Consider the following 21,376-nt stretch of genomic DNA (forward strand, 5'->3'; position numbering starts at 1 on the left):
CACTCACTCTCCGAGTTCCCCAGCTGGTACGGGTACGGGGGCGGGGGAGGGCAGGGCGCCTGGAGGGGGTTGGGGACGAGGACCTGCTGCTGCGTCGGGTTGGCGTTGCACGGATCGTCCATCCTGGGGCGTGGCGACCGGCCGGAGCCCTGCAGGTCCATGAGGAAGACGTCGTAGCCGTCGTCCGCGAGTTCCTGTGCCCAGCTGTACCGGGTGGCGGAGCCGCCGGGCACCGGGGCGAGGTCGAACGCCGCCAGCGCCGGCACGCTTCTGCCGTGCAGCATCAGCACCGGCTTGGGCGTATGGCTCGGCTTGGTGCCGTCGTACTCCCGGACGGGCAGGGTCACCGTGTCGTTGAAGTTCGCGGGGATCTGGGACTTGAGCGTGACCTGGTGCTCTATGAGGGTGGGTGCGGGCATGGCCGTCTCCCGGTCTGGAAGGGGGAGGAACTCTCTGAAACCCCCCTGTTCCACCCTCCTCTTCCTGTGTTTCCCCCGCAAATCGGCCTAAAGCAGAGGTAGTTGACCAGTCAAGGGCAATGAAGGGGATGCCCTTGAACGCGAAACGGGTGTGGCCCGAGCCTCGGAGGCTCGGGCCACACCCGTCAGTGGCGGGACGAGATCAGGGCAGCTGCGCCGCCCGCGCTTCCCTCCGGTTGTCGCGGAAGGTGTTCACCCGGCGCGCCGTGGCGAACAGCGGGATCGTCGCCGCCATCACGATCTGCAGCGCGCAGCCCATCTGGAGCAGCACCTGGCCGCCCGGCGCGTCGAACGCCCAGGCCGCCAGCATGCCCATGGCCGACACGATCCAGCAGAGCACCGCGACCGCGAGGATGCCCCGCGGCTTCGGGTACTCGACCCGGCTCACCATCAGCCATGCGGTACCGACGACCGCCAGCAGCGTCGCCTCGAACGGCAGCTCGAGCAGCACGATCGAGACGACCGTGAGCGCACCGAACGGTGAGGGCATGCCCTGGAACGTGCCGTCCTTCACGGTGACGCACGAGAACCGGGCAAGCCGCAGCACCACCGCCAACAGCACAACGATCGCGCCCACCGCCGCGACCCGCTCATGCGCGTCACTCGCGACCATGCCGTACACGAGCACGAAGTACGCGGGCGCCAGACCGAAGCTGATCAGATCGGAGAGATTGTCCAGTTCCGCGCCCATCGGCGACGACCGCAGCTTGCGGGCGACGAGGCCGTCGAACAGGTCGAAGACAGCCGCGCACAGCATCAGTATCACGGCCGTGGCCGCGCTGTTGCGGGCCATGCCCGAATTGTCACCCGAGAGGTGCGGGATGAGGATGCCGGTGGTGGTGAAGTACACCGCCATGAAGCCGCACGTCGCGTTACCGAGCGTGAGCGTGTCCGCTATCGACAGCCGGAGGGACAGCGGCAGTTCCTCCGCGTCGTCCTCGTCCTCGGCGACCCAGTTCGTGGCCTGTGTGTCGGGATCAATCACGGTCAATTCGAGTCACCCCCGCAGTCGTGGTCTGACCAACCTCGACAGCGACGTCGACACCTTCCGGAAGGTAGATGTCAACGCGCGATCCGAAGCGGATCAGGCCGATGCGGTCGCCCTGCTCGACCTTGGTGCCCTGCGGGACGTACGGGACGATCCGCCGCGCGACCGCGCCGGCGATCTGCACCATCTCGATGTCACCGAGCTCGGTGTCGAAGTGCCACACCACCCGCTCGTTGTTCTCGCTCTCCTTGTTGAAGGCGGGAACGAAGCCACCGGGCACGTGCTCGACCGACGTCACCGTGCCGGCCAGCGGCGCGCGGTTGACGTGGACGTTGAGCGGGCTCATGAAGATCGCGACGCGGGTGCGGCCGTCCTTCCACGGCATGATGCTCTGCACCACACCATCGGCGGGCGAGATGACCCGGCCCTCGCCGATCTCGCGCTCGGGGTCGCGGAAGAACCACAGCATTCCCGCCGCGAGCGCGGTGGCGGGAACGGCGACGGCCCTGGCCGCGCCGGAGCGGCGGGCACGGGCCAGGCTGAGGGCTGCGGTGGCGACGGTCGGAAGGAGCCACGGCGATGCTCCGCGCGCGAGGCGTACGCCGACCCGGCTGTCGCGAGATGCAGAGGTTTGGCTGTGGGGCATGGATGACCTTCGTAGCGGATGATGCCGCACTCTGACGGGGGACGGCGGCTTTCCGGCGATCGTAGCGGCTCGGGGCCCTAACTGGGTAAGCCAGGCAGCCGAGTCGGCGGCCGAAGAGTGCTGACGGGGTGTGATCTTCTTCTCCAAGAAAACACCCCGTATCCGGACATCTAGCCCTGGAATCGATACTCCTCGAGCAATCGCCGACCGATGATCATTTTCTGGATCTCGGCGGTACCTTCACCGATCAGCAGCATCGGTGCCTCACGATAGAGGCGCTCGATCTCGTACTCCTTGGAGAAGCCGTAGCCGCCGTGGATCCGGAAGGCGTCCTCCACGACCTCCTTGCAGTATTCGGAAGCAAGATACTTCGCCATACCGGCTTCAAGGTCGTTTCGCTCCCCGGAGTCCTTTTTGCGAGCTGCGTTCACCATCATCGCATGCGCGGCCTCGACCTTGGTAGCCATCTCGGCCAGCTTGAACTGGATCGCCTGGTGCTGGGCGATCGGCTTCCCGAAGGTGTGACGCTGCTGCGCGTACCGGACGCCCAGTTCGAACGCACGCTGAGCGACACCGCAGCCACGCGCGGCCACGTTGACGCGGCCGACCTCCACGCCGTCCATCATCTGGTAGAAGCCCCGGCCGGTGACCCCGCCGAGCACGCGGTCGGCGGGAATCCGCAGGCCATCCATGATGAGCTCGGTGGTGTCGACACCCTTGTAGCCCATCTTGTCGATCTTGCCGGGGATGGTGAGGCCGGGGCGGACCTCGCCGAAACCGGGCTCCTTCTCGACCAGGAAGGTCGTCATCGACTTGTGGGGCGCAGTGCCCTCGGGGTGACCTTCGTCACTTCGCACCAGAACGGCCACGAGAGACGACGTCCCGCCGTTGGTCAGCCACATCTTCTGGCCGTTCAGGACGTACTCGTCGCCGTCCTTCACCGCCTTCGACGTGATCGCCGACACGTCCGAGCCGAGGCCGGGCTCCGACATCGAGAAGGCGCCGCGGATGTCGCCGGCCGCCATCCTCGGCAGGAAGTGGTCCTTCTGCTCCTGCGTGCCGTGCTGCTTGAGCATGTACGCCACGATGAAGTGCGTGTTGATGATGCCGGACACCGACATCCACCCGCGGGCGATCTCCTCCACGCACAGCGCGTACGTCAGGAGCGACTCGCCCAGGCCCCCGTACTCCTCGGGGATCATCAGGCCGAACAGGCCCAATTCCTTCAGCCCGTCGACGATCTGCTGGGGGTACTCGTCGCGGTGCTCCAGCTCGGTCGCGACCGGGAGGATCTCCTTGTCCACGAAGTCCCGGACGGTGGACAGGATCTCCTGCTGGATGTCCGTCAGACCGGCGGTCTGGGCGAGTCGCGCCATGGCTACTTCTCCTGCTCCCTGAGCTCGGGGCGGCCCGGCTGCTCGCCGCCGCGCTCCTTGATGTACGTCTCGGTCGGCACCATGACCTTGCGGCGGAACACGCAGACCAGCGTGCCGTCCTGCTTGTAGCCCTTGGTCTCGACGTGCACGATGCCGCGGTCGTTCTTCGACTTCGACGGCCACTTGTCCAGCACGGTCGTCTCACCGTAGATCGTGTCGCCGTGGAAGGTCGGCGCCACGTGCTTCAGCGACTCGATCTCCAGGTTGGCGATGGCCTTGCCGGAGACGTCCGGCACGGACATGCCGAGGAGCAACGAGTAGATGTAGTTGCCCACGACGACGTTCTTGCCGAAGTCCGTCGTCTTCTCCGCATAGTTCGTGTCCATGTGGAGCGGGTGGTGGTTCATCGTGAGGAGACAGAACAGGTGGTCGTCGTACTCCGTGACCGTCTTGCCCGGCCAGTGCTTGTACGTCGCCCCGACCTCGAACTCCTCGTAGGTCCGTCCGAACTGCATCGCTCAGGCCTCCGGGATCTCGAACTTGCTGGTGCGCCGCATCCCGGCGGCGCGTCCCTTGCCCGCGATGACCAGGGCCATCTTGCGGCTGGCCTCGTCGATCATCTCGTCGCCGAGCATCGCGGAGCCCTTCTTGCCGCCTGCCTCGGACGTGTAGTAGTCGTACGCGTCCAGGATCAGCTCGGCGTGGTCGTAGTCCTCCTGGGACGGCGAGAAGATCTCGTTGGACGCCTCGACCTGGCCCGGGTGCAGCACCCACTTGCCGTCGAAGCCGAGGGCGGCGGCGCGCTGGGCGACCTCGCGGTAGCCGTCGATGTTGCGGATCTGGAGGTAGGGGCCGTCGATCGCCTGGAGGTTGTTGGCGCGGGCGGCCATCAGGATCTTCATCAGGATGTAGTGGTAGGCGTCCGCCGGGTAGCCGGGCGGCTGCTCGCCCACGACCAGCGACTTCATGTTGATCGAGGCCATGAAGTCGGCCGGGCCGAAGATGATCGTCTCGACGCGCTGGGAAGCCTGCGCGATCTCGTTGACGTTGTTCAGGCCCTGGGCGTTCTCGATCTGCGCCTCGATGCCGATCTTGCCGACCTCGAAGCCCATGGTCTTCTCGATCTGGGTCAGGAGGAGGTCGAGGGCGACGATCTGCTGGGCGTCCTGGACCTTCGGCAGCATGATGCAGTCGAGGTTCTGGCCGGCGCCCTCGACGACCGTGACGACGTCGCGGTACGTCCATTCGGTCGTCCAGTCGTTGACGCGCACGACCCGCGTCTTGCCCGTCCAGTCACCCTCGTTGAGGAACTTGACGATGGTGTGCCGCGCCTCCGGCTTGGCGAGCGGGGCGCACGCGTCCTCCAGGTCGAGGAAGACCTGGTCGGCGGGGAGGCCCTGCGCCTTCTCCAGGAAGCGGGGGTTCGAGCCCGGTACCGCCAGGCAGGAACGCCGGGGGCGAAGGCGGTTGACCGTGGTCATGCGGAGACCTCCAGGGGGTCGAGCTTGTTCGCTTTCCGGATCTCGTCGACGATGCGGCCGATGATTCCGGTGATGTCGAAGTCCTTCGGGGTGAAGACCGCGGCCACTCCGGCTGCCCTGAGCTGCTCGGCATCCCCGTTCGGGATGATGCCACCGGCGATCACCGGTATATCTGTGGCACCGGCCACACGCAGCCGTTCGAGCACGTCCGGCACCAGTTGGGCGTGCGAGCCGGACAGGATGGACAGGCCGACCGCGTGCACGTCCTCGGCGAGGGCCGCGTCCACGATCTGCTCGGGCGTCAGCCGGATGCCCTGGTAGACCACCTCGAAGCCGGCGTCACGCGCGCGTACGGCGATCTGCTCGGCGCCGTTGGAGTGGCCGTCCAGGCCCGGCTTGCCGACCAGGAAGCGCAGCTTGCCCACGCCCAGGTCCTTGGCCGTCAGATCCACCTTGCGGCGGACCAGAGCCAGCGTGCTGCCCTCTTCGGCGGGGACGGCCACCGGCGCCGAGGAGACACCCGTGGGCGCCCTGAACTCGCCGAACACCTCGCGCAGGGCCCCGGCCCACTCGCCGGTGGTCGCCCCGGCGCGGGCGCACTCCAGGGTGGCCTCCATGAGGTTCTCGGTGCCCCGGGCGGCCTCCTTCAGCCGCTCCAGCGCCTTGCAGGGCCGAGGGTGGTTGAAGGGCGGCTGGTAGCGGCTGTCGCGCCACTGCTGGAGTGCGGCGATGACGCGGGCCTCGACCTCCGGGTCGACCGTCTGGATCGCGGTGTCCAGGTCGGCGGTCAGCGGGTTCGGCTCGGTGCCCTCGAAGGCGTTGACACCGATGATCTTCTCCTGGCCGGACTCGATCCGGCCCCGGCGCTCGGCGTGCGAGGCGACCAGCTGCGACTTGAGGTAGCCGGACTCGACGGCCGCCATCGCGCCGCCCATCTCCTGGATGCGGTCGATCTCCGCGAACGCGGCCTCGACCAGTTCGTCCACCTTCGCCTCGATGACCTTCGAGCCCTCGAAGATGTCCCCGTACTCCAGCAGATCGCTCTCGTACGCCAGCACCTGCTGGATGCGCAGCGACCACTGCTGGTCCCAGGGGCGGGGCAGGCCGAGCGCCTCGTTCCAGGCGGGGAGCTGTACGGCACGCGCGCGTGCGTCCTTGGAGAGGGTCACGGCCAGCATCTCCAGGACGATCCGCTGGACGTTGTTCTCCGGCTGCGCCTCCGTCAGGCCCAGGGAGTTGACCTGGACGCCGTAGCGGAAGCGGCGGTGCTTGGGGTTCTCGATGCCGTACCGCTCGCGGGTGATCCTGTCCCAGATACGGCCGAAGGCGCGCATCTTGCACATCTCCTCGATGAAGCGGACGCCCGCGTTCACGAAGAAGGAGATCCGGCCGACGACGTCGCCCATGCGTTCCTGGGGCACCTGCCCGGAGTCGCGCACGGCGTCCAGGACGGCGATCGCGGTGGACATCGCGTACGCGATCTCCTGGACCGGCGTGGCGCCCGCCTCCTGCAGGTGGTAGCTGCAGATGTTGATCGGGTTCCACTTCGGCATGTGGGAGACCGTGTACGCGATCATGTCCGTCGTCAGTCGGAGCGACGGCGCCGGCGGGAACACGTGCGTGCCGCGGGACAGGTACTCCTTGACGATGTCGTTCTGGGTCGTGCCCTGGAGCTGGGTGATGTCCGCACCCTGCTCCTCGGCGACGACCTGGTAGAGCGCCAGCAGCCACATGGCCGTGGCGTTGATGGTCATCGAGGTGTTCATCTGCTCCAGGGGGATGTCCTGGAACAGCCGGCGCATGTCACCGACGTGCGCGATCGGCACACCGACCCGGCCGACCTCGCCGCGGGCGAGGATGTGGTCGGAGTCGTAGCCGGTCTGCGTCGGCAGGTCGAACGCCACGGACAGACCCGTCTGGCCCTTGGCGAGGTTGCGCCGGTACAGCTCGTTGGACGCCTCGGCCGTGGAGTGACCGGCGTAGGTGCGCATGAGCCACGGCCGGTCCTTCTGACGCTCAGTCATCTGTGACCTCAGCTGTCTTTCAGACGTTCCGGAAGCGGTTGATGGCGTCGATGTGCTGCGCACGCTTGGCGTGGTCGCGCACGCCCAGGCCCTCCTCGGGGGCCATGCACAGCACGCCGACCTTGCCCTGGTGCAGGTTGCGGTGCACGTCGTAGGCGGCCTGGCCGGTGTCGTCCAGGGAGTACACCTTCGACAGGGTCGGGTGGATCTTGCCCTTCGCGATGAGCCGGTTGGCCTCCCAGGCCTCGCGGTAGTTGGCGAAGTGCGAGCCGATGATCCGCTTCAGCGACATCCACAGGTAGCGGTTGTCGTACTCGTGCATGTAGCCCGAGGTGGAGGCGCAGGTGGTGATGGTGCCGCCCTTGCGGGTGACGAAGACGCTCGCGCCGAAGGTCTCGCGGCCGGGGTGCTCGAAGACGATGTCGATGTCCTCGCCGCCGGTGAGCTCGCGGATGCGCTTGCCGAAGCGCTTCCACTCCTTGGGGTCCTGGGTGTTCTCGTCCTTCCAGAACTTGTAGCCCTCGGCGTTGCGGTCGATGATCGCCTCGGCGCCCATCGAGCGGCAGATGTCCGCCTTCTGCTCGCTGGAGACGACGCAGATCGGGTTGGCGCCGCCGGCCAGCGCGAACTGGGTGGCGTAGGAGCCGAGTCCGCCGCTCGCGCCCCAGACGAGCACGTTGTCGCCCTGCTTCATGCCGGCGCCGTTGCGGGAGACCAGCTGGCGGTAGGCCGTGGAGTTGACCAGGCCGGGGGCGGCGGCCTCCTCCCAGCTCAGGTGGTCCGGCTTGGGCATCAGCTGGTTGGACTTGACCAGCGCGATCTCGGCGAGGCCGCCGAAGTTGGTCTCGAAGCCCCAGATGCGCTGCTCGGGGTCGAGCATCGTGTCGTTGTGGCCGTCGCTGGACTCCAGCTCGACGGAGAGGCAGTGCGCGACGACCTCGTCGCCGGGCCGCCAGGCGTTGACGCCCGGGCCGGTGCGCAGAACGACGCCCGCGAGGTCGGAGCCGATGATGTGGTACGGCAGGTCGTGGCGCTTGGCCAGCTCGCTGGTGCGGCCGTAGCGCTCCAGGAAGCCGAACGTCGACAGCGGCTCGAAGATCGACGTCCACACCGAGTTGTAGTTGACCGACGAGGCCATGACGGCCACCAGGGCCTCGCCCGGGCCGAGCTCGGGCAGCGGCACCTCGTCCAGGTGGATCGACTTGCGGGGATCCTTGTCGCGCGTGGCGAGCCCGGCGAACATCTCCGTCTCGTCCTTGTGCACGGTGATCGCGCGGTACGACTCGGGGAGCGGGAGGGCGGCGAAGTCCTCCGACGTGGAGTCGGGCGACTGGATCGCGGCCAGGATGTCCTTAACGGTCACGGTGTTGCCTCCGGCGGTGAGCGCCCCGAGGGAGGGGCGCCGATGGTTACGTCGGTGCTGCTGAGGGTCGAGGGTGTGCCGTCGGTTCGGCGGTGGTGCTGTTCGGCAGCGCTGGTGGCGCGGGAGGTTGCCTGTGACGCAGGCGTCCGGACGGGCAGGCGCTGGGCTTGCTGGGACATCGCCCGGACCTCTTCAACGTATGACACCGCGTGTCACCCCGCAAGGCACTGAGTGCCAGAAGTTTCTCTCAGATGAAATCTTTACTTGACAAATGAGCGATGATCGATCGAACGGCATCTCGGAGGGCCTGCAAAACGGCCCCTGACATGCCAAAACGGCCACCCCGAGGGGTGGCCGTCATCACACGGGCGAAGGGGCTCAGCGCTCCTTGAGTGCCTGCTCGATGGTCCGCATGACCTCGTCCAGCGGGGCGTCGGTGCGGGCGACGGTCACCAGCACCTCGCCCTGCGCCGAGGCCGTCGCCGCGGCCGGCTGCGACTCCGTGGAGCGCCCGGCCCCGATCCCCGTGCCGAACGTCTTGCGCACGATCGCGAAGGCGTGGTCCAGCTGCGCCTCCACGTCTCCCTGCCCGCCCGCCCGCAGCCAGCGCCGCAGGACGTGGTTGTGGGCGGTGACAACGGCGGACGCGGCGACCTCCGCGAGCAGCGGGTCGTCGTTGGCGTCGTCGGCGTGCGCGCGCTCGTCGAAGTGGCCGAGGAGATAGCGGGTGAACAGGCGCTCGTAGCGGGCCACCGACGCGATCTCCGCCTCGCGCAGGGTGGGCACCTCGCGCGTCAGCTTGTAGCGGGCGACCGAGATCTCCGGGCGGGCCGCGTACATCTTCATGACTTCCTTGATGCCGCGGCACACCGTGTCGAGCGGATGCTCGTGCGCGGGCGCGGCGTTGAGCACCGCCTCGGCCCGGACCAGGGTGTCGTCGTGGTCGGGGAAGATCGCCTCTTCCTTGGAACGGAAGTGGCGGAAGAACGTGCGGCGGGCGACCCCGGCCGCAGCCGCGATCTCGTCGACGGTGGTCGCCTCGTACCCCTTGGTCGCGAACAGCTCCATCGCGGCGGCCGCCAGTTCCCGGCGCATCTTGAGCCGCTGGGCGGCGGCGCGAGAGCCTGCGGCACTTTCCGGCGCGTCGGTCGTAGCCGATGTACGTGAGGACTTGGCGGGCTGGGACATGCCCTGAACGTACTGCATGTGCGCAGCTCGCTGCGCGTGGCCTGGTTCGTGGAACCGGTCCGGGCCGAGCAGGCCGCCCCACTCCGCGCCGGACCGGAACCAGTCGCCGGGACCGTCAGCGCTTGGCATATTCGCGGAAGCCACGGCCCGTCTTGCGGCCGAGGCAGCCCGCGGCCACCAGGTGCTCCAGGAGCGGTGCCGGGGCGAGCCCCGGGTCGCGGAACTCGCGGTGCAGGACCTTCTCGATGGCGAGCGAGACGTCGAGCCCGACGACGTCCAGCAGCTCGAACGGGCCCATCGGGTAACCCCCGCCCAGCTTCATCGCCGCGTCGATGTCGTCCAGCGACGCGTAGTGCTCCTGCACCATCTTGATCGCGTTGTTCAGGTACGGGAAGAGCAGCGCGTTCACGATGAAGCCCGCCCGGTCCCCGCAGTCGACCGCGTGCTTCCTGATCCGGCCGCAGACCTCGCGGACCGTCGCGTGGACGTCGTCGGCCGTCAGCACCGTGCGGACGACCTCGACCAGCTTCATGGCCGGAGCCGGGTTGAAGAAGTGCATGCCGATCACGTCCTGCGGGCGCGAGGTGGCCCGGGCGCAGGCCACGACCGGCAGGGACGAGGTGGTGGTGGCCAGCACCGCGCCCGGCTTGCAGACCTTGTCCAGCGCGGCGAACATCTGACGCTTGACCTCCAGGTCCTCGGCGACCGCCTCCACGGCCAGGTCGACGCCGGCGAAGTCGTCGTAGGTGCCCGTCGGCGTGATGCGGTCCAGGGTCTGCGCGGCGGCCTCGGCGGTCATCCGGCCCTTGTCGACCGAGCGGGACAGGGACTTGCCGATACGGGCCTTCGCGGTCTGGGCCTTCTCCTCGCTGCGGGCGGCGAGGACGACCTCGTACCCGGCCTTGGCGAAGACCTCGGCGATTCCGGAGGCCATGGTGCCCGAGCCCGCGACACCCACCGAGCGGACCTCCCGGCCCGGGACCAGGTTGCCGCCCTCCAGCGGGGTCAGCGCGTCCCGCACGACGGTGCCGCTGCCCGGCGCCTCGTACGTGTAGAACCCGCGTCCCGCCTTGCGGCCGGTCAGGCCCGCCTCGCTCAGCTGCTTGAGGATCGGCGCCGGGGCGTGCAGCCGGTCGCGGGACGCGGCGTACATCGCCTCCAGGACCGTGCGCGCGGTGTCGACCCCGATCAGGTCGAGCAGCGCCAGCGGGCCCATCGGCAGGCCGCAGCCCAGCCGCATCGCGGCGTCGATGTCCTCGCGGGAGGCGTACTTCGCCTCGTACATCGCGGCGGCCTGGTTGAGGTAGCCGAACAGCAGCCCGTCGGCGACGAATCCAGGGCGGTCGCCGACCGCGACGGGCTCCTTGCCCAGGTCCAGGGCGAGATCGGTGACCGCCGTGACGGCGGTCGGCGCGGTCAGCACCGAGGAGACGACCTCGACCAGCCGCATCGCCGGGGCCGGGTTGAAGAAGTGCAGGCCCAGCACCCGCTCCGGACGGGCCGAGTCGGCCGCGAGCCGGGTGACGGACAGGGCGTTGGTGCCGGTCGCCATGATCGTCTCGGGGCGCACGATCCCGTCCAGTTCCCGGAAGATCTGCTGCTTGATCTCGTACGACTCCGGCGCCACCTCGATGACCAGGTCGGCGTCGGCCGCGGCCCGCAGGTCGGTGGAGGTGCGGACGCGGTCCAGGATCTCCGCGCGGTCCTGCTCGGTCAGCCGCCCGCGCTCGACGCCACGGGCGGTGGAGGACTCCAGGGCGGCGACGCACTTCGCCGCCTGGGCCTCGCTGATGTCGATGCCGACGACCTCGCGGCCGGCCTTGGCGAGGACCTCGGCGATGCCGGTGCCCATCGTGCCGAGGCCGACGACTGCGATGGTGCGCAGCGGGGACAGGGACGGGTCGGAAAGGGGAGTGGCCATCGCGGGACTCCAGGAATGAGGGTGACGACGGGGAACACGCCCGGGTGCGCCGAAGACGGACCGGCGAGAGCCGGCATGCCGGGCGCACCGGGTGCGTGAGAAATGCGGGTGTTGGCCGGGCTGCGAGCGCACACGCCCGGTGCCGTCGCCACGGGCGTGCACACGCCCGGGGAACGGCAGGTCCGACCGGCCCTGTCCCGGGGCCGAGCCGTACTGCGGTACCTGAAGTACCTGAAGTACCGAACCGACTGCTCTCACGACGGCCGCGTCACCAGACCGCCGCGAGGAGATACGAGTGGGTAACTCGCTCGTCTGAGCTTAACTCGCGGGTAACGAGCGCGCCAGCCCTCGTGTTTGTGATGTACGTCCCGAGCAGCTCGCGGCGCCTCTAATCTCTCAGTCATGGACGAAGAGTTGCGATCACTCACGGAGCGCTTACGGCAGGAGTCGGGGGCGTCGCCCGCCTTCGAGCGGCTCGTGGCGACCGACGACCTCGACGCCCTGGCCGCGGTGCTGACCGAACCCGGGCAGCCCTTGTGGACGAGGGAGCTGGCCGCCTTCCGGCTGGGACTCGCCGAGGACCGGCGGGCCTTCGAGTCCCTGGTGCTGCTGCTCAACCACCGTGATCCGCCGCGCTGCGCCTCCGCCGCCTACGCCCTCGCCCGCCTCGGCGACCCGCGCACGGCCCGCGCGGCCGCCGCCCTCGCCACCAACGAACTGCGCGTCGCCTACGCCCTCCACCCCGTCCGGCTCCTGGTCGAACTGCGCGCCCCGGAGGCCGTGCCCGCCCTGATCACCACCCTCCAGCGACGGCTGCGCCCGCACGACCCGTACCGCCGCGTCGCCCTCGCCTGCGTGGACGGGCTCGGCACGCTGGGCGACGCCCGGGCCAGACCCGTGCTGAACGAGGCCCTCGCGCATCCGGTGCTGGCGGAGGCGGCGGTGCGGGCACTGGGGCGGATTCCGAAACAGAGGTGAGATCAGCGGGGGAGTGCGCGTGCGTACCGCACTTCGGGGACCGCGACACCCTCCACCTCGAAGGGCTCCTCCGCGCCGTCCGCCTCGAAGCCGGCCCGTTCGTAGAAGAGGCGGGCCCGGCCGTTGCCCTTGAGGACCCACAGGAGCAGACGGCCGTGGCCCGCGGCGGCGCAGCGCGCGACGGACTCGGCGAGCAGGGCCTGCCCCGCGCCCTGTCCCAGGTGTTCCGGATGGACGTAGATGGCGTACAACTCGGCGTCGTCGGTGACGACTTCGCCGTCCCGGTACGGCCCGTGGCAGGCCCAGCCCACGACCTCGCCGCCGGTGTCCTCGGCGACCAGGTTCACCACGCTGCCGTCGGCCTGGGCCAGATACCCGCGACGACGCTCGGCGTCCTCCGCGACACTGAGCCCGTCCAGGTACGACTGCGGCATCAGCCCCCGGTACGCGCTCTGCCAGCTGCGGATGCGGATCTCGGCGACGCGGTCGCAGTCGGCGAGCGTCATTTCCCGTATCCGAAGGCCCTTTGTCGAAGGACTCATTCCGCCACCATCGCCGGGGGCACCCCCACGCCTCTGGACAGTGGGGGAGCCTCGGCCTCCAGCAGGAACTCGGGTCGGACCAGCCCCGCGACCCGCACCGCCGACGCGGCGGGCAGCCGGTCGTCGGGTATGTGCTCGGCGCGGGCCGCTCGGATCGCGGGCATGTGGGCCATGTCCGTGACGAAGTAAGTGAGTTCGACGTCGTCGAAGGTCGCCCCGGCGGCGGCCAGGCAGCGCCGGAGGTTCTCGAAGACCTGACGGGCCTGCGCCGCCGGGTCGCCCTCTCCGACCGGCCGGCCCTGCTCGTCGAGGGCGAGCTGTCCCGCGATCGCCACGAAACGGCCGGTGCCCATGACGACGTGGCTGTACTGGGCCGCGGCGACCCCGTCGGGCGCGGGAATCCTGGTCAGCTCACTCATGGGTCCATCGTGGACCATGGCACCGACCTGTGTGCTCAGGACGCCGTCGGCGCTTGCGGCCTGCCAGCCAGTTTCAGGCTGTAACTGCCGCCACTCGCCTGGAAGGTGGCCGGTGTCCCTGCTCCGGTTCGCCCTGTCCCCTCGCTCAAAATCCATGAGGGCCGCCCTCCCCCAGTCCAACGTGGGGGGTAAGCGATTTCGCCGTGGAGATGCGAAGGGTGTCCGGAACACGGCGCGTCGTGACGGGTTCGGTGCGTCGAACTCGCACGGCATTCCTCACGCCGATGGTGAGACGGAGGGTCTGTCTGCGAAGCCGCCCGCCTCCGCGCGCTTCAGCGCCGCCTGTCGGGCCGCCTTGAAATCCTTCACCAGGGACCTGGTGGTTGCGGGGAAGTCCTTCTCCACTTTCGTCTGGGCCAGGGCGATCTGCTTTGCGAGATCCACCTCGCCCTGGCACGCGTGGTCCGGTAGCGGGTGTCGAGCATGGCGGCGAACTGACGCACCAGGTCGTGGGTTCGGTTCAGCTCTGGGCAGTGCTCGAACAGTCGCCGGAGTGCCTCGGCTGCGGGCAAACTGCGGCGGGACGGAGCGGTGGTGATCCACCGGGCGACTTCGCGAGGCGAGGGCGGCCGCTCTCGCGGCGTGCCGATCGGCAGACCGCGGCGAAGGGGAGCGATGGCCATCTTGACCCGTTGGTAGTGGCCACGCCTGTGACTGATGCGTCAGCCCATGCCTGCCGCGTCGAGCAGGGTGTTCACGGTGGGCGCGACGAGCCCGGTCAGCCTGTCGGCTCCGATTCCCGCGCGGGCGCTGGCGCCGTCGAACACGAGGCTGAGCTGCCGGGCCAGCAGATCGGGGTCGCCCGCCCCGCCCTGTTCGGCCTCGGAACGGAAGAACTCCGTCAGGTTCGCCTTGATCCGGTGGGCCACCCGGCTCGCGGGGTGGTTCTGGTCCTTCAGCTCGATCTGAACGGCCAGATACGGGCAGCCCCGGAACTCGGGCGCACCCGCCTGCGACTCCACCTGCTCGAAGACGTGCAGGATCCGCTCGCGGGGTGACCGGCCGTCGCCCGCCGCGGGCAGGAGGATCGCCACGAAGGCGGAGGCGCGCTCCTCCAGGCTCGCTGCCAGCAGCTCGTCCTTGCTCTCGAAGAGCTGGTACAGGGAGCGCTTCGACACTCCCGCCGCCTTGCAGAGCGCCTCGACGCCGATGCCGACACCGTCCCGGTAGGTGAGCGTGGCCGCCGCCTCCAGTAGCCGCTCTCTGGTACTTGCCTTCACCTCGGTGGTCATACTGCGAGGTTAACTCGATGTGGAGGAAATGAAAACCGATCGGTTTCAAGGTGTGCCGGGGTGGACACCTCCTGGGCCGGGACGGCGGCCTTCGCGGGCCGTGGTGGCGCACACCGAGTACAGCCACCTGCGTCGTCGCCGCCCGGGTCGGGCTGGAGCCCATACTGCCGGCGGACTGGTCGGTCAGCACCGTCAGCGTCGGGCGAGCGGTGGCCGAGGAGGAGGAGTCGGCATGGAAGTGGCCCCTTTGTCGGCGTTGACCAGACCGACGGGCAGTTTCTGTGAATGCCGGTCATGACTTACTCCGGCGGATCAGGGCGTTCGCTTCGCCGGGGGCTGCCAGCCGCCGGTGAGTTCCTTGACGGGCTTGTGGGGGAAGCGGCGCTGGGCGTATCCCTGTGCGGGTGAGCCCGGCAGGACGTAGAGGGTCTCCTTCTTGTCCTGGAGTGGTCGCAGCACGGTGTCCATGAACGTCTCGCGGTCCTCCAGATACGGGCTCAGGACGTCCTCGCCGCCGGGGCAGACCGCCATGCCGTAGCCGGACTTGTAGCCGGGGGGCGAGGTCAGGCTCTGCCACATGGAGGCGCTCTCGGAGTCGGTGACCCGAGAGCGGTAGTCGGCGGCGTCCTCGCTGTCGGCCACGGTCTGCGCCCAGTCGGTGAACCCGCTCATGAACTCACGGTAGTTGTGCGTGGTGCAGGCCAGCGCGTCGAACGCCCCGTCCTTGCTGATGGCGCCGACCGGGCAGGCGGCGACGCACAGCTTGCAGCCGATGCAGGGGTTGTAGTCCAGCGCCTGCCCGTACTCGCTCACCTCGGCGTCCACCAGGACGGTCGCCAGCAGTATGAAGTTGCCGAACTTCGGGCGGATGACGTTGCGGTGCAGGCCCATCACGCCGAGCCCCGCGGCCACCGCGACCGTCTTGTGCGCCACCACCCAGATCCGCTCGCTGGGGAAGCGGTCCATCTCCTGGGGGAAGCCGACCGAGGGATTGAAGTACTCCTCCATCGCCCGCAGCCGGGAAGTGCCGCTACAGGGTGCCCGGCCCGACGCCCGCGTCTTTCGCCACCGCCTCCAGGGACGTGCCGGCCCCGTGCTTCAGAAAGTGGCGCTGTGCTGCTTCCACGAGGGCGGCACGGTTGCGCTGGACGGCTCCATCAAAACGGAGGCTGTTTCCGAACGTGGTCACAGTACGGAGGCAGCACCCGGTCAACTCGGGATGCCGAGCAGACCGTGCAGCGTCGAGCCGTTCGAAGAGGCCGGCGCTCCCTTCGTGGCGGAAGGCTCCGGGTCGGGCAGGGCCTCGCACACCGCGTCCGCCTCGCCGTGGCCGCGCGGCACTGTGCCGTCGGAGAGGTACGCCGCCAGATGTTTGTCGAGGCAGGCGTTCCCGCTCAGCGTGATGCCGTGGTTGCCGCCGCCCTCCTCGACCACCAGGCTGGAGCGGGCCAGCAGACGGTGGACGGTGACAGCGCCCTCGTACGGGGTGGCCGCGTCGCCGGTCGACTGGAACAACAGGGAGGGCGGCAGCTTGCCGTTGGCGACGTCCACCGGCTTCGACGAGCCCGTCGGCCAGAACGCGCAGGGCGCATTGTACCAGACGTTGTTCCATGTCATGAACGGCGCCTTCTCGTACACCGCCCAGTTGTCCTCGCGCCACCGCCGCCAGTCGCGCGGCCAGTCGGCGTCCCGGCACTGCACCGCGGTGTAGACGCTGTAGCCGTTGCCACCGGAGGCGTCGACCGCGCCGAAATCCTCGTACGCCCCGACCAGCGGCTCGGGGTTCCTGTCGTTCACGTACGCCGCGAACGCCTCGGCCAGAGGGGGCCAGTAGCCGTTGTAGTAGCCGCCCGGGATGAAGGTGTCCTCCAGCTCCGCGGCCCCCACCGTGCCGCCCGCCGGCTTCTTCGCGAGGGCCGCCCGCATCGCGTACCACGTGGCCTCGATCCGCTCCGGATCCGTGCCGAGCCGGTAGGTCGAGTCGTGCTCGGCGACCCAGGCCAGGAAGGCGCGGTGGCGGTCGTTGAAGGCCACGTCCTGGTTGAGGTTGGCGTCGTACCAGACCTCCGTGGGGTCGACGACCGAGTCCAGGACGAGGCGCCGGACGCGCTCCGGGAAGGCCTTGGCATAGACCGCGCCCAGGTAGGTGCCGTACGAGTAGCCGAGGTAGCTGATCCTCCGCGCGCCCAGGGCCTGCCGGATCGCGTCCATGTCGCGCACGGCGCCGGCCGTGTCGACGTACGGCAGCAGATGGCCGTACCTCTTGCCGCAGGCGGCGGCGAAGGACTTGGCGCGGGCCAGGTTGGCCTTCTCGATCGCGGGTGTGGCCGGCAGGGAGTCCGGGCGCACCGTGTCGAAGTGGCCGGGCCGGCAGTCCAGCGCGGGCTCGCTCGCGCCCACGCCGCGCGGGTCGAAGCCGATGACGTCGTACTGGGCCGCGACCTTTTCGGGGAGCGAGGACGCGACGAACCCGGCGAGTTTCAGGCCGCTGCCGCCGGGACCGCCGGGGTTGACCAGGAGCGGACCCTGGTACGTCCTGGCGGTGTGCGGGACGCGGGACAGGGCGAGGGTGATCCGCTGTCCATGCGGCCTGCGATGGTCGAGCGGCACGTTCAGCGACGCGCACTGGAGCGTCGGGTACTTCTCGGTGGCGCAGTTCTTCCAGGAGAGTTTCGCGGTGGGCGCGGGCTCCGCGGTGCGCGGTGCGCTCGCCCCGGCGGGAACGACCGTGAAGATACCGGCCATGACGACGGCGGCGCCGCACAGCGCTGCGCGATTTCTCATGGAGTCCTCCCAGGACGGCGGGATGGAGGACCGCGAAGGTCACCGTCCTCGCCGCATCGTCCCGGAAGGAGGTCCTGGGAGAACTCATTCAGTCGATGTCATGACCCGGATGGATCTTTGGATGCGCTCGAACGCTCCTAAATGAGCGAGAGTTGAGTAGGTCCGGACACCGGCGGCTCCCCGGCCGGCTCAGGGGGCCGGATCCGGCGCGGCATCCCCGCGCGCGTGGGCCCGATGCCGTACTCCTCGGCCAGTTCGTGCACCTGACGGGTGATCCGGCGCTGGTACCACTTCGGGGCGTAGGAGCCCTCCGCGTAGAGCCGCTGGTAGCGCGCCACCAGGTGCGGATGGTGCTGCTCCAGCCAGGTCATGAACCACTCGCGGGCACCGGGCCGCAGATGCAGCACCAGCGGTGTGACGGACGTGGCGCCGGAGGCCGCTATCGCCCGTACGGTCGCCCGGAGTTGGGCCGGCTGGTCGCTGAGGAACGGGATCACCGGCGCCATCAGCACACCGCAGCCGATGCCGTGCTCGCCGAAGGTCCGTACGACCTCCAGGCGCCTCTCGGGCGCGGGCGTTCCCGGTTCGACGGTGCGCCACAGCTCCTGGTCGGTGAAGCCGACCGAGACGGAGATGCCCACGTCGGTCACCGCCGCGGCCTGCTTGATCAGGTCCAGGTCGCGCAGGATGAGAGTGCCCTTGGTCAGGATCGAGAAGGGGTTCGCGTGATCGCGCAGGGCCGAGATGATGCCCGGCATCAGGCGGTAGCGGCCCTCGGCGCGCTGGTAGCAGTCCACGTTCGTGCCCATCGCGATGTGCTCGCCCTGCCAGCGGCGCGAGCCGAGCTGGCGGCGCAGCAGCTCCGGCGCGTTGACCTTGACCACGATCTGGGAGTCGAAGCCGAGGCCCGTGTCGAGGTCGAGATAGCTGTGCGTCTTGCGCGCGAAGCAGTACACACACGCGTGTGAGCAGCCGCGATAGGGGTTGACCGTCCACTGGAACGACATCCGGGAGACCGCCGGCACCCGGTTGATGATCGAGCGGGCCCGGATCTCGTGGAAGGTGATCCCGCGGAACTCCGGCGTGTCGAAGGTACGGGTGGTCACGGCGTCCGCGCCGAACAGCGCGCCGTCGGACCGGCTGTGTTCGGAGTCCTCTGTGAGGTTGTCCCAGCGCATGACGCCTCCTCGGTAGCACTGTCCACAGAATAGAACACACGTTCCCTTGATCGTGCGAGGGCATTTTCCGAACGTGTTCGACCGGGTTGGGCCACCCCGATTTGGGTGGCCGGGCAGCGGGGTGGTTGGCTTGCCCCCAACCCCCGAGAACCCATGTCCTGGAGGAAAGCGATGGCGCAGGTCGAGGCCACTACGGAGCGGATCGTCGCGGCGGACGCGGAGACGGTGTTCGACGCCCTCGCCGACTACAGCGGCACGCGCGCGAAGCTGCTGCCCGAGCAGTTCAGCGAGTACGAGGTCCGGGAGGGCGGTGACGGCGAGGGCACCCTCGTCCACTGGAAGCTCCAGGCCACCAGCAAGCGCGTGCGCGACTGTCTCCTGGAGGTCAGCGAGCCCACCGACGGCGAGCTGGTCGAGAAGGACCGCAATTCCTCCATGGTCACCACCTGGCGCGTCACTCCGGCCGGTGACGGCAGGTCCCGCGTCGTCGTGACCACCACCTGGACCGGCGCAGGCGGCATCGGCGGCTTCTTCGAGAAGACCTTCGCGCCCAAGGGTCTCGGGCGGATCTACGACGCGCTGCTCGCCCGGCTCGCCGCCGAGGTCGAGAAGTAGACCCCCTCAAACCGGGAATTTCCAGGGGGTGTTGTGCCCCTCACCGGTTCGGGTGATCTCCGTTCGGCTCCGACTTGTGCCGTAACTCGTCGCGCTTGCTCGTAGTTGTCGCTTTTACGCGGGAATTGTGCGGCAGCGCGGCGAGGGGAGCGGTAGGTGGGCGGGATCACTCTGGCGCAGGACGAACCGGCGGTGGCACCTCCCGAACCTCCCTCCCCAGCGCCGGCCCCGGCCGCCGAACTGAGCCCGCGCAGGGTGCGGTTGGTCTTCGTCGCGCTCATGCCGGCCCTGCTCCTCGCCGCCCTGGAGCAGATGATCGTCGCCACGGCGCTCCCGAAGATCGTCGGTGAGCTGCACGGCCTGGACCGGATGTCCTGGGCGATCACCGCCTACCTGCTCACCGCGACCGTAGGGCTGCCGATCTACGGCAAGCTGGGCGACCTGCTCGGCCGCAAGGGCGTCTTCCAGTTCGCGATCGTCGTCTTCGTCGCCGGCTCCGCGCTCGCGGGCCGGGCGCAGACCATGGACCAGTTGATCGCCTTCCGGGCCCTCCAGGGCGTCGGCGCGGGCGGCCTCATGATCGGTGTCCAGGCGATCACCGCGGACATCGTGCCCGCCCGGCGGCGCGGCCGCTACATGGGCCTGATCGGCGCCGCCTTCGGACTCGCCTCCGTGGCCGGACCCCTGCTCGGCGGCTACTTCACCGACCACCTCTCCTGGCGCTGGTGCTTCTACGTCAACGTGCCCTTCGGCCTGGTCACGCTGGTCGTCGTCGCCGTCGCGCTGAAGCTCCCGAAACCGGTCGGCAAGGCCAGGCTGGACGTCCTCGGCGCGCTGCTGCTGACCGCGGCCTCCACCTGCCTGGTCCTGCTGACCAGTTGGGGCGGCACCAAGTACGCCTGGGACTCGTGGATGATCCTCGGCCTCGGCGCGGGAGCGGCCGTGGCGGCCGTCCTCTTCCTCGTCGCCGAGCACTTCGCCGCCGAACCCCTCATCCCGCTGCGGCTGTTCAGGGACTCCGTCTTCAACGTCACCGGCCTGATCGGCCTGGTGACCGGGGCCGGGCTGTTCGGCGCCGCCAGCTATCTGCCGACCTACCTCCAGATGGTCGACGGGGCCTCCGCCACCGAGTCGGGCCTGCTCATGCTGCCCATGATGGCCGGCATCGTCGGCGCCTCGGTCATCACCGGACAGCTCATCAGTCACACCGGCCGCTACAAGGCCTACCCGGTCCTCGGCAGCGCCCTCTCCGTCGCCGGCATGTGGCTGCTGTCCCGCCTCGACGCCGACACCCCACGGCTGCACTACAGCATCTGGATGGCCGTCCTCGGCGCCGGCATCGGCATGGTGATGCCGGTGCTGATCCTCGCCGTGCAGAACTCGGTGCGCCCGGCCGACCTCTCCACCGCCACCAGCTCCAACAGCTACTTCCGGCAGATCGGTGGCAGCGTCTCAGCCGCCGTCTTCGGCACCCTCTTCGCCGACCGGCTCGCCGACGCCCTGGCCCACCACCTGCCCACGCGCGCGGGCGGCCGGCTCCCCGACCCCGAGTCCATCACCCCGCAGCTCGTGCACGGCCTGCCCCCGGCGCTGCGCGAGGGCTACATCGGGGCGTACGCCGACGCCATGCCGCGGATCTTCCTCTATCTGGTGCCGGTGCTCGTCCTCGGACTGGTCATCGCCCTCTTCCTCAAGGAGAAACCCCTGGTGTCCCAGAACGTATCCGTCACCGACCCGGACACGGCGCCGGGGAGCCCCCCGATCCCGCAGGCCCGCGCTCCCCACACCGCCGGTATCCCCGTCTGCGGTTCGGTGCAGCACCACGACGGGACCGTCGTGCCCCGCGCGGCGCTCACGCTCATCGACGTCACCGGACAGCAGACCGGACGCGGCGCCAGCGGCGAGGACGGGCGCTACGCGCTGGCCACCCCGGGCCCCGGCGCGTACGTGCTGATCGCCGCCGCGGGCGGCCACCAGCCGCAGGCGGTCTCCGTGACCGTCGGCGAACGCCCCGTCGAACTGGACATCGTCCTGGGCGGTGCGGGGAACCTCGTCGGCAGCGTGGTCACCGCCGACGGCACACCCGTACGGGACGCCAGCGT

At 69.3% G+C, this 21,376-nt stretch carries 19 protein-coding genes and 1 pseudogene; 3 read left to right on the forward strand and 17 right to left on the reverse strand.

All coding sequences use genetic code 11. From position 1 onward, the window contains the following. From AOQ53_RS33675 to AOQ53_RS33720, 10 genes are all read right to left on the reverse strand, one after another. Positions 1 to 419, reverse strand: a 419-nt coding sequence (locus tag AOQ53_RS33675) for an alpha/beta hydrolase (RefSeq protein WP_148640410.1), incomplete at its 3' end; no start/stop codon positions are given. Positions 420 to 621: 202 nt separating this feature from the next. Then, positions 622 to 1,470, reverse strand: a complete 849-nt coding sequence (gene pssA, locus AOQ53_RS33680; RefSeq protein WP_059423088.1) for a CDP-diacylglycerol--serine O-phosphatidyltransferase — start codon at positions 1,468 to 1,470, stop codon at positions 622 to 624. Beyond that, positions 1,457 to 2,113 (reverse strand): phosphatidylserine decarboxylase, encoded by a 657-nt coding sequence (locus AOQ53_RS33685; protein ID WP_059423090.1) that lies wholly within the window; start codon positions 2,111 to 2,113, stop codon positions 1,457 to 1,459. Before AOQ53_RS33685 ends, pssA begins: the two co-directional genes overlap by 14 nt. Positions 2,114 to 2,283: 170 nt before the next feature. Then, positions 2,284 to 3,489, reverse strand: coding sequence for an acyl-CoA dehydrogenase family protein (locus AOQ53_RS33690; RefSeq protein WP_059423092.1), 1,206 nt, complete (start codon positions 3,487 to 3,489; stop codon positions 2,284 to 2,286). Positions 3,490 to 3,491: 2 nt separating this feature from the next. After that, positions 3,492 to 4,004: a MaoC family dehydratase gene (locus AOQ53_RS33695; protein WP_059423094.1), complete on the reverse strand. Its 513-nt coding sequence runs from the start codon at positions 4,002 to 4,004 to the stop codon at positions 3,492 to 3,494. 3 nt (positions 4,005 to 4,007) lie between these two features. Next, positions 4,008 to 4,970, reverse strand: a complete 963-nt coding sequence (locus tag AOQ53_RS33700; protein ID WP_010038783.1) for an HpcH/HpaI aldolase/citrate lyase family protein — start codon at positions 4,968 to 4,970, stop codon at positions 4,008 to 4,010. Continuing rightward, positions 4,967 to 6,994, reverse strand: coding sequence for a protein meaA (locus AOQ53_RS33705; protein ID WP_059423096.1), 2,028 nt, complete (start codon positions 6,992 to 6,994; stop codon positions 4,967 to 4,969). Before AOQ53_RS33705 ends, AOQ53_RS33700 begins: the two co-directional genes overlap by 4 nt. 19 nt (positions 6,995 to 7,013) lie before the next feature. Continuing rightward, positions 7,014 to 8,357, reverse strand: coding sequence for a crotonyl-CoA carboxylase/reductase (gene ccrA, locus AOQ53_RS33710; protein ID WP_059423099.1), 1,344 nt, complete (start codon positions 8,355 to 8,357; stop codon positions 7,014 to 7,016). 378 nt (positions 8,358 to 8,735) lie between these two features. Further along, on the reverse strand, positions 8,736 to 9,545 hold the full coding sequence (locus tag AOQ53_RS33715; RefSeq protein ID WP_059423114.1) for a TetR family transcriptional regulator: 810 nt from the start codon (positions 9,543 to 9,545) through the stop codon (positions 8,736 to 8,738). A gap of 115 nt (positions 9,546 to 9,660) precedes the next feature. Then, the gene (locus AOQ53_RS33720) at positions 9,661 to 11,466 is read right to left on the reverse strand and encodes a 3-hydroxyacyl-CoA dehydrogenase family protein (RefSeq protein ID WP_059423101.1); all 1,806 of its coding nucleotides are present in this window, start codon (positions 11,464 to 11,466) and stop codon (positions 9,661 to 9,663) included. A gap of 402 nt (positions 11,467 to 11,868) precedes the next feature. Here AOQ53_RS33720 and AOQ53_RS33725 point away from each other — a divergent pair, with 402 nt between their 5' ends. Beyond that, complete coding sequence (locus tag AOQ53_RS33725) at positions 11,869 to 12,444, forward strand: adenylosuccinate lyase (RefSeq protein WP_059423103.1); 576 nt, start codon at positions 11,869 to 11,871, stop codon at positions 12,442 to 12,444. 2 nt (positions 12,445 to 12,446) lie between these two features. On the opposite strand, the gene AOQ53_RS33730 is transcribed toward AOQ53_RS33725, so the two are convergent. The 7 genes and pseudogenes from AOQ53_RS33730 to AOQ53_RS33755 all read right to left on the reverse strand — a co-directional run bounded on the left by AOQ53_RS33730 (position 12,447) and on the right by AOQ53_RS33755 (position 18,659). Then, the gene (locus AOQ53_RS33730; protein WP_099054751.1) at positions 12,447 to 12,950 is read right to left on the reverse strand and encodes a GNAT family N-acetyltransferase; all 504 of its coding nucleotides are present in this window, start codon (positions 12,948 to 12,950) and stop codon (positions 12,447 to 12,449) included. Positions 12,951 to 12,982: 32 nt separating this feature from the next. Continuing rightward, entirely contained in the window at positions 12,983 to 13,405 is a 423-nt protein-coding gene (locus tag AOQ53_RS33735) for a RidA family protein (protein WP_059423106.1), read from the reverse strand. A 276-nt stretch (positions 13,406 to 13,681) separates the two neighbouring features. Continuing rightward, positions 13,682 to 13,849 carry a hypothetical protein gene (locus AOQ53_RS45005; RefSeq protein ID WP_167745793.1) on the reverse strand — a complete coding sequence of 56 codons (168 nt, stop codon included), beginning with the start codon at positions 13,847 to 13,849 and terminating at the stop codon, positions 13,682 to 13,684. 278 nt (positions 13,850 to 14,127) lie between these two features. Next, positions 14,128 to 14,697, reverse strand: coding sequence for a TetR/AcrR family transcriptional regulator (locus AOQ53_RS33740; protein WP_059423108.1), 570 nt, complete (start codon positions 14,695 to 14,697; stop codon positions 14,128 to 14,130). A gap of 312 nt (positions 14,698 to 15,009) precedes the next feature. Continuing rightward, positions 15,010 to 15,690 (reverse strand): annotated as a pseudogene (locus AOQ53_RS33745) (4Fe-4S binding protein); the annotation flags it as partial. Between the two features lie 216 nt (positions 15,691 to 15,906). Continuing rightward, a complete protein-coding gene (locus AOQ53_RS33750; RefSeq protein WP_059423109.1) occupies positions 15,907 to 17,481 on the reverse strand; it encodes an alpha/beta hydrolase in 1,575 nt (524 codons plus the stop codon). 137 nt (positions 17,482 to 17,618) lie between these two features. Then, positions 17,619 to 18,659 carry an Rv2578c family radical SAM protein gene (locus AOQ53_RS33755; protein ID WP_059423110.1) on the reverse strand — a complete coding sequence of 347 codons (1,041 nt, stop codon included), beginning with the start codon at positions 18,657 to 18,659 and terminating at the stop codon, positions 17,619 to 17,621. Between the two features lie 171 nt (positions 18,660 to 18,830). Between AOQ53_RS33755 and AOQ53_RS33760 the strand changes: the two genes are divergently transcribed. Then, the gene (locus AOQ53_RS33760) at positions 18,831 to 19,274 is read left to right on the forward strand and encodes an SRPBCC family protein (protein ID WP_059423111.1); all 444 of its coding nucleotides are present in this window, start codon (positions 18,831 to 18,833) and stop codon (positions 19,272 to 19,274) included. Between the two features lie 156 nt (positions 19,275 to 19,430). Beyond that, positions 19,431 to 21,376 (forward strand): MFS transporter (locus AOQ53_RS33765; RefSeq protein WP_059423117.1); only part of this gene is annotated, 1,946 nt, incomplete at its 3' end.

This window comes from Streptomyces azureus (genome assembly GCF_001270025.1).
Classification (GTDB): Bacteria; Actinomycetota; Actinomycetes; order Streptomycetales; family Streptomycetaceae; genus Streptomyces; species Streptomyces azureus.

Coding starts and splice junctions, on each gene's coding strand:
- AOQ53_RS33740 (WP_059423108.1), bottom strand. CDS start 14,697: ATGACCACCGAGGTGAAGGCAAGTACCAGAGAGCGGCTACTGGAGGCG.
- AOQ53_RS33760 (WP_059423111.1), top strand. CDS start 18,831: ATGGCGCAGGTCGAGGCCACTACGGAGCGGATCGTCGCGGCGGACGCG.
- AOQ53_RS33750 (WP_059423109.1), bottom strand. CDS start 17,481: ATGAGAAATCGCGCAGCGCTGTGCGGCGCCGCCGTCGTCATGGCCGGT.
- AOQ53_RS33690 (WP_059423092.1), bottom strand. CDS start 3,489: ATGGCGCGACTCGCCCAGACCGCCGGTCTGACGGACATCCAGCAGGAG.
- AOQ53_RS33695 (WP_059423094.1), bottom strand. CDS start 4,004: ATGCAGTTCGGACGGACCTACGAGGAGTTCGAGGTCGGGGCGACGTAC.
- AOQ53_RS33725 (WP_059423103.1), top strand. CDS start 11,869: ATGGACGAAGAGTTGCGATCACTCACGGAGCGCTTACGGCAGGAGTCG.
- AOQ53_RS33755 (WP_059423110.1), bottom strand. CDS start 18,659: ATGCGCTGGGACAACCTCACAGAGGACTCCGAACACAGCCGGTCCGAC.
- AOQ53_RS33705 (WP_059423096.1), bottom strand. CDS start 6,994: ATGACTGAGCGTCAGAAGGACCGGCCGTGGCTCATGCGCACCTACGCC.
- AOQ53_RS33720 (WP_059423101.1), bottom strand. CDS start 11,466: ATGGCCACTCCCCTTTCCGACCCGTCCCTGTCCCCGCTGCGCACCATC.
- AOQ53_RS33685 (WP_059423090.1), bottom strand. CDS start 2,113: ATGCCCCACAGCCAAACCTCTGCATCTCGCGACAGCCGGGTCGGCGTA.
- AOQ53_RS33700 (WP_010038783.1), bottom strand. CDS start 4,970: ATGACCACGGTCAACCGCCTTCGCCCCCGGCGTTCCTGCCTGGCGGTA.
- AOQ53_RS33735 (WP_059423106.1), bottom strand. CDS start 13,405: ATGAGTGAGCTGACCAGGATTCCCGCGCCCGACGGGGTCGCCGCGGCC.
- AOQ53_RS33715 (WP_059423114.1), bottom strand. CDS start 9,545: ATGTCCCAGCCCGCCAAGTCCTCACGTACATCGGCTACGACCGACGCG.
- AOQ53_RS33730 (WP_099054751.1), bottom strand. CDS start 12,950: ATGACGCTCGCCGACTGCGACCGCGTCGCCGAGATCCGCATCCGCAGC.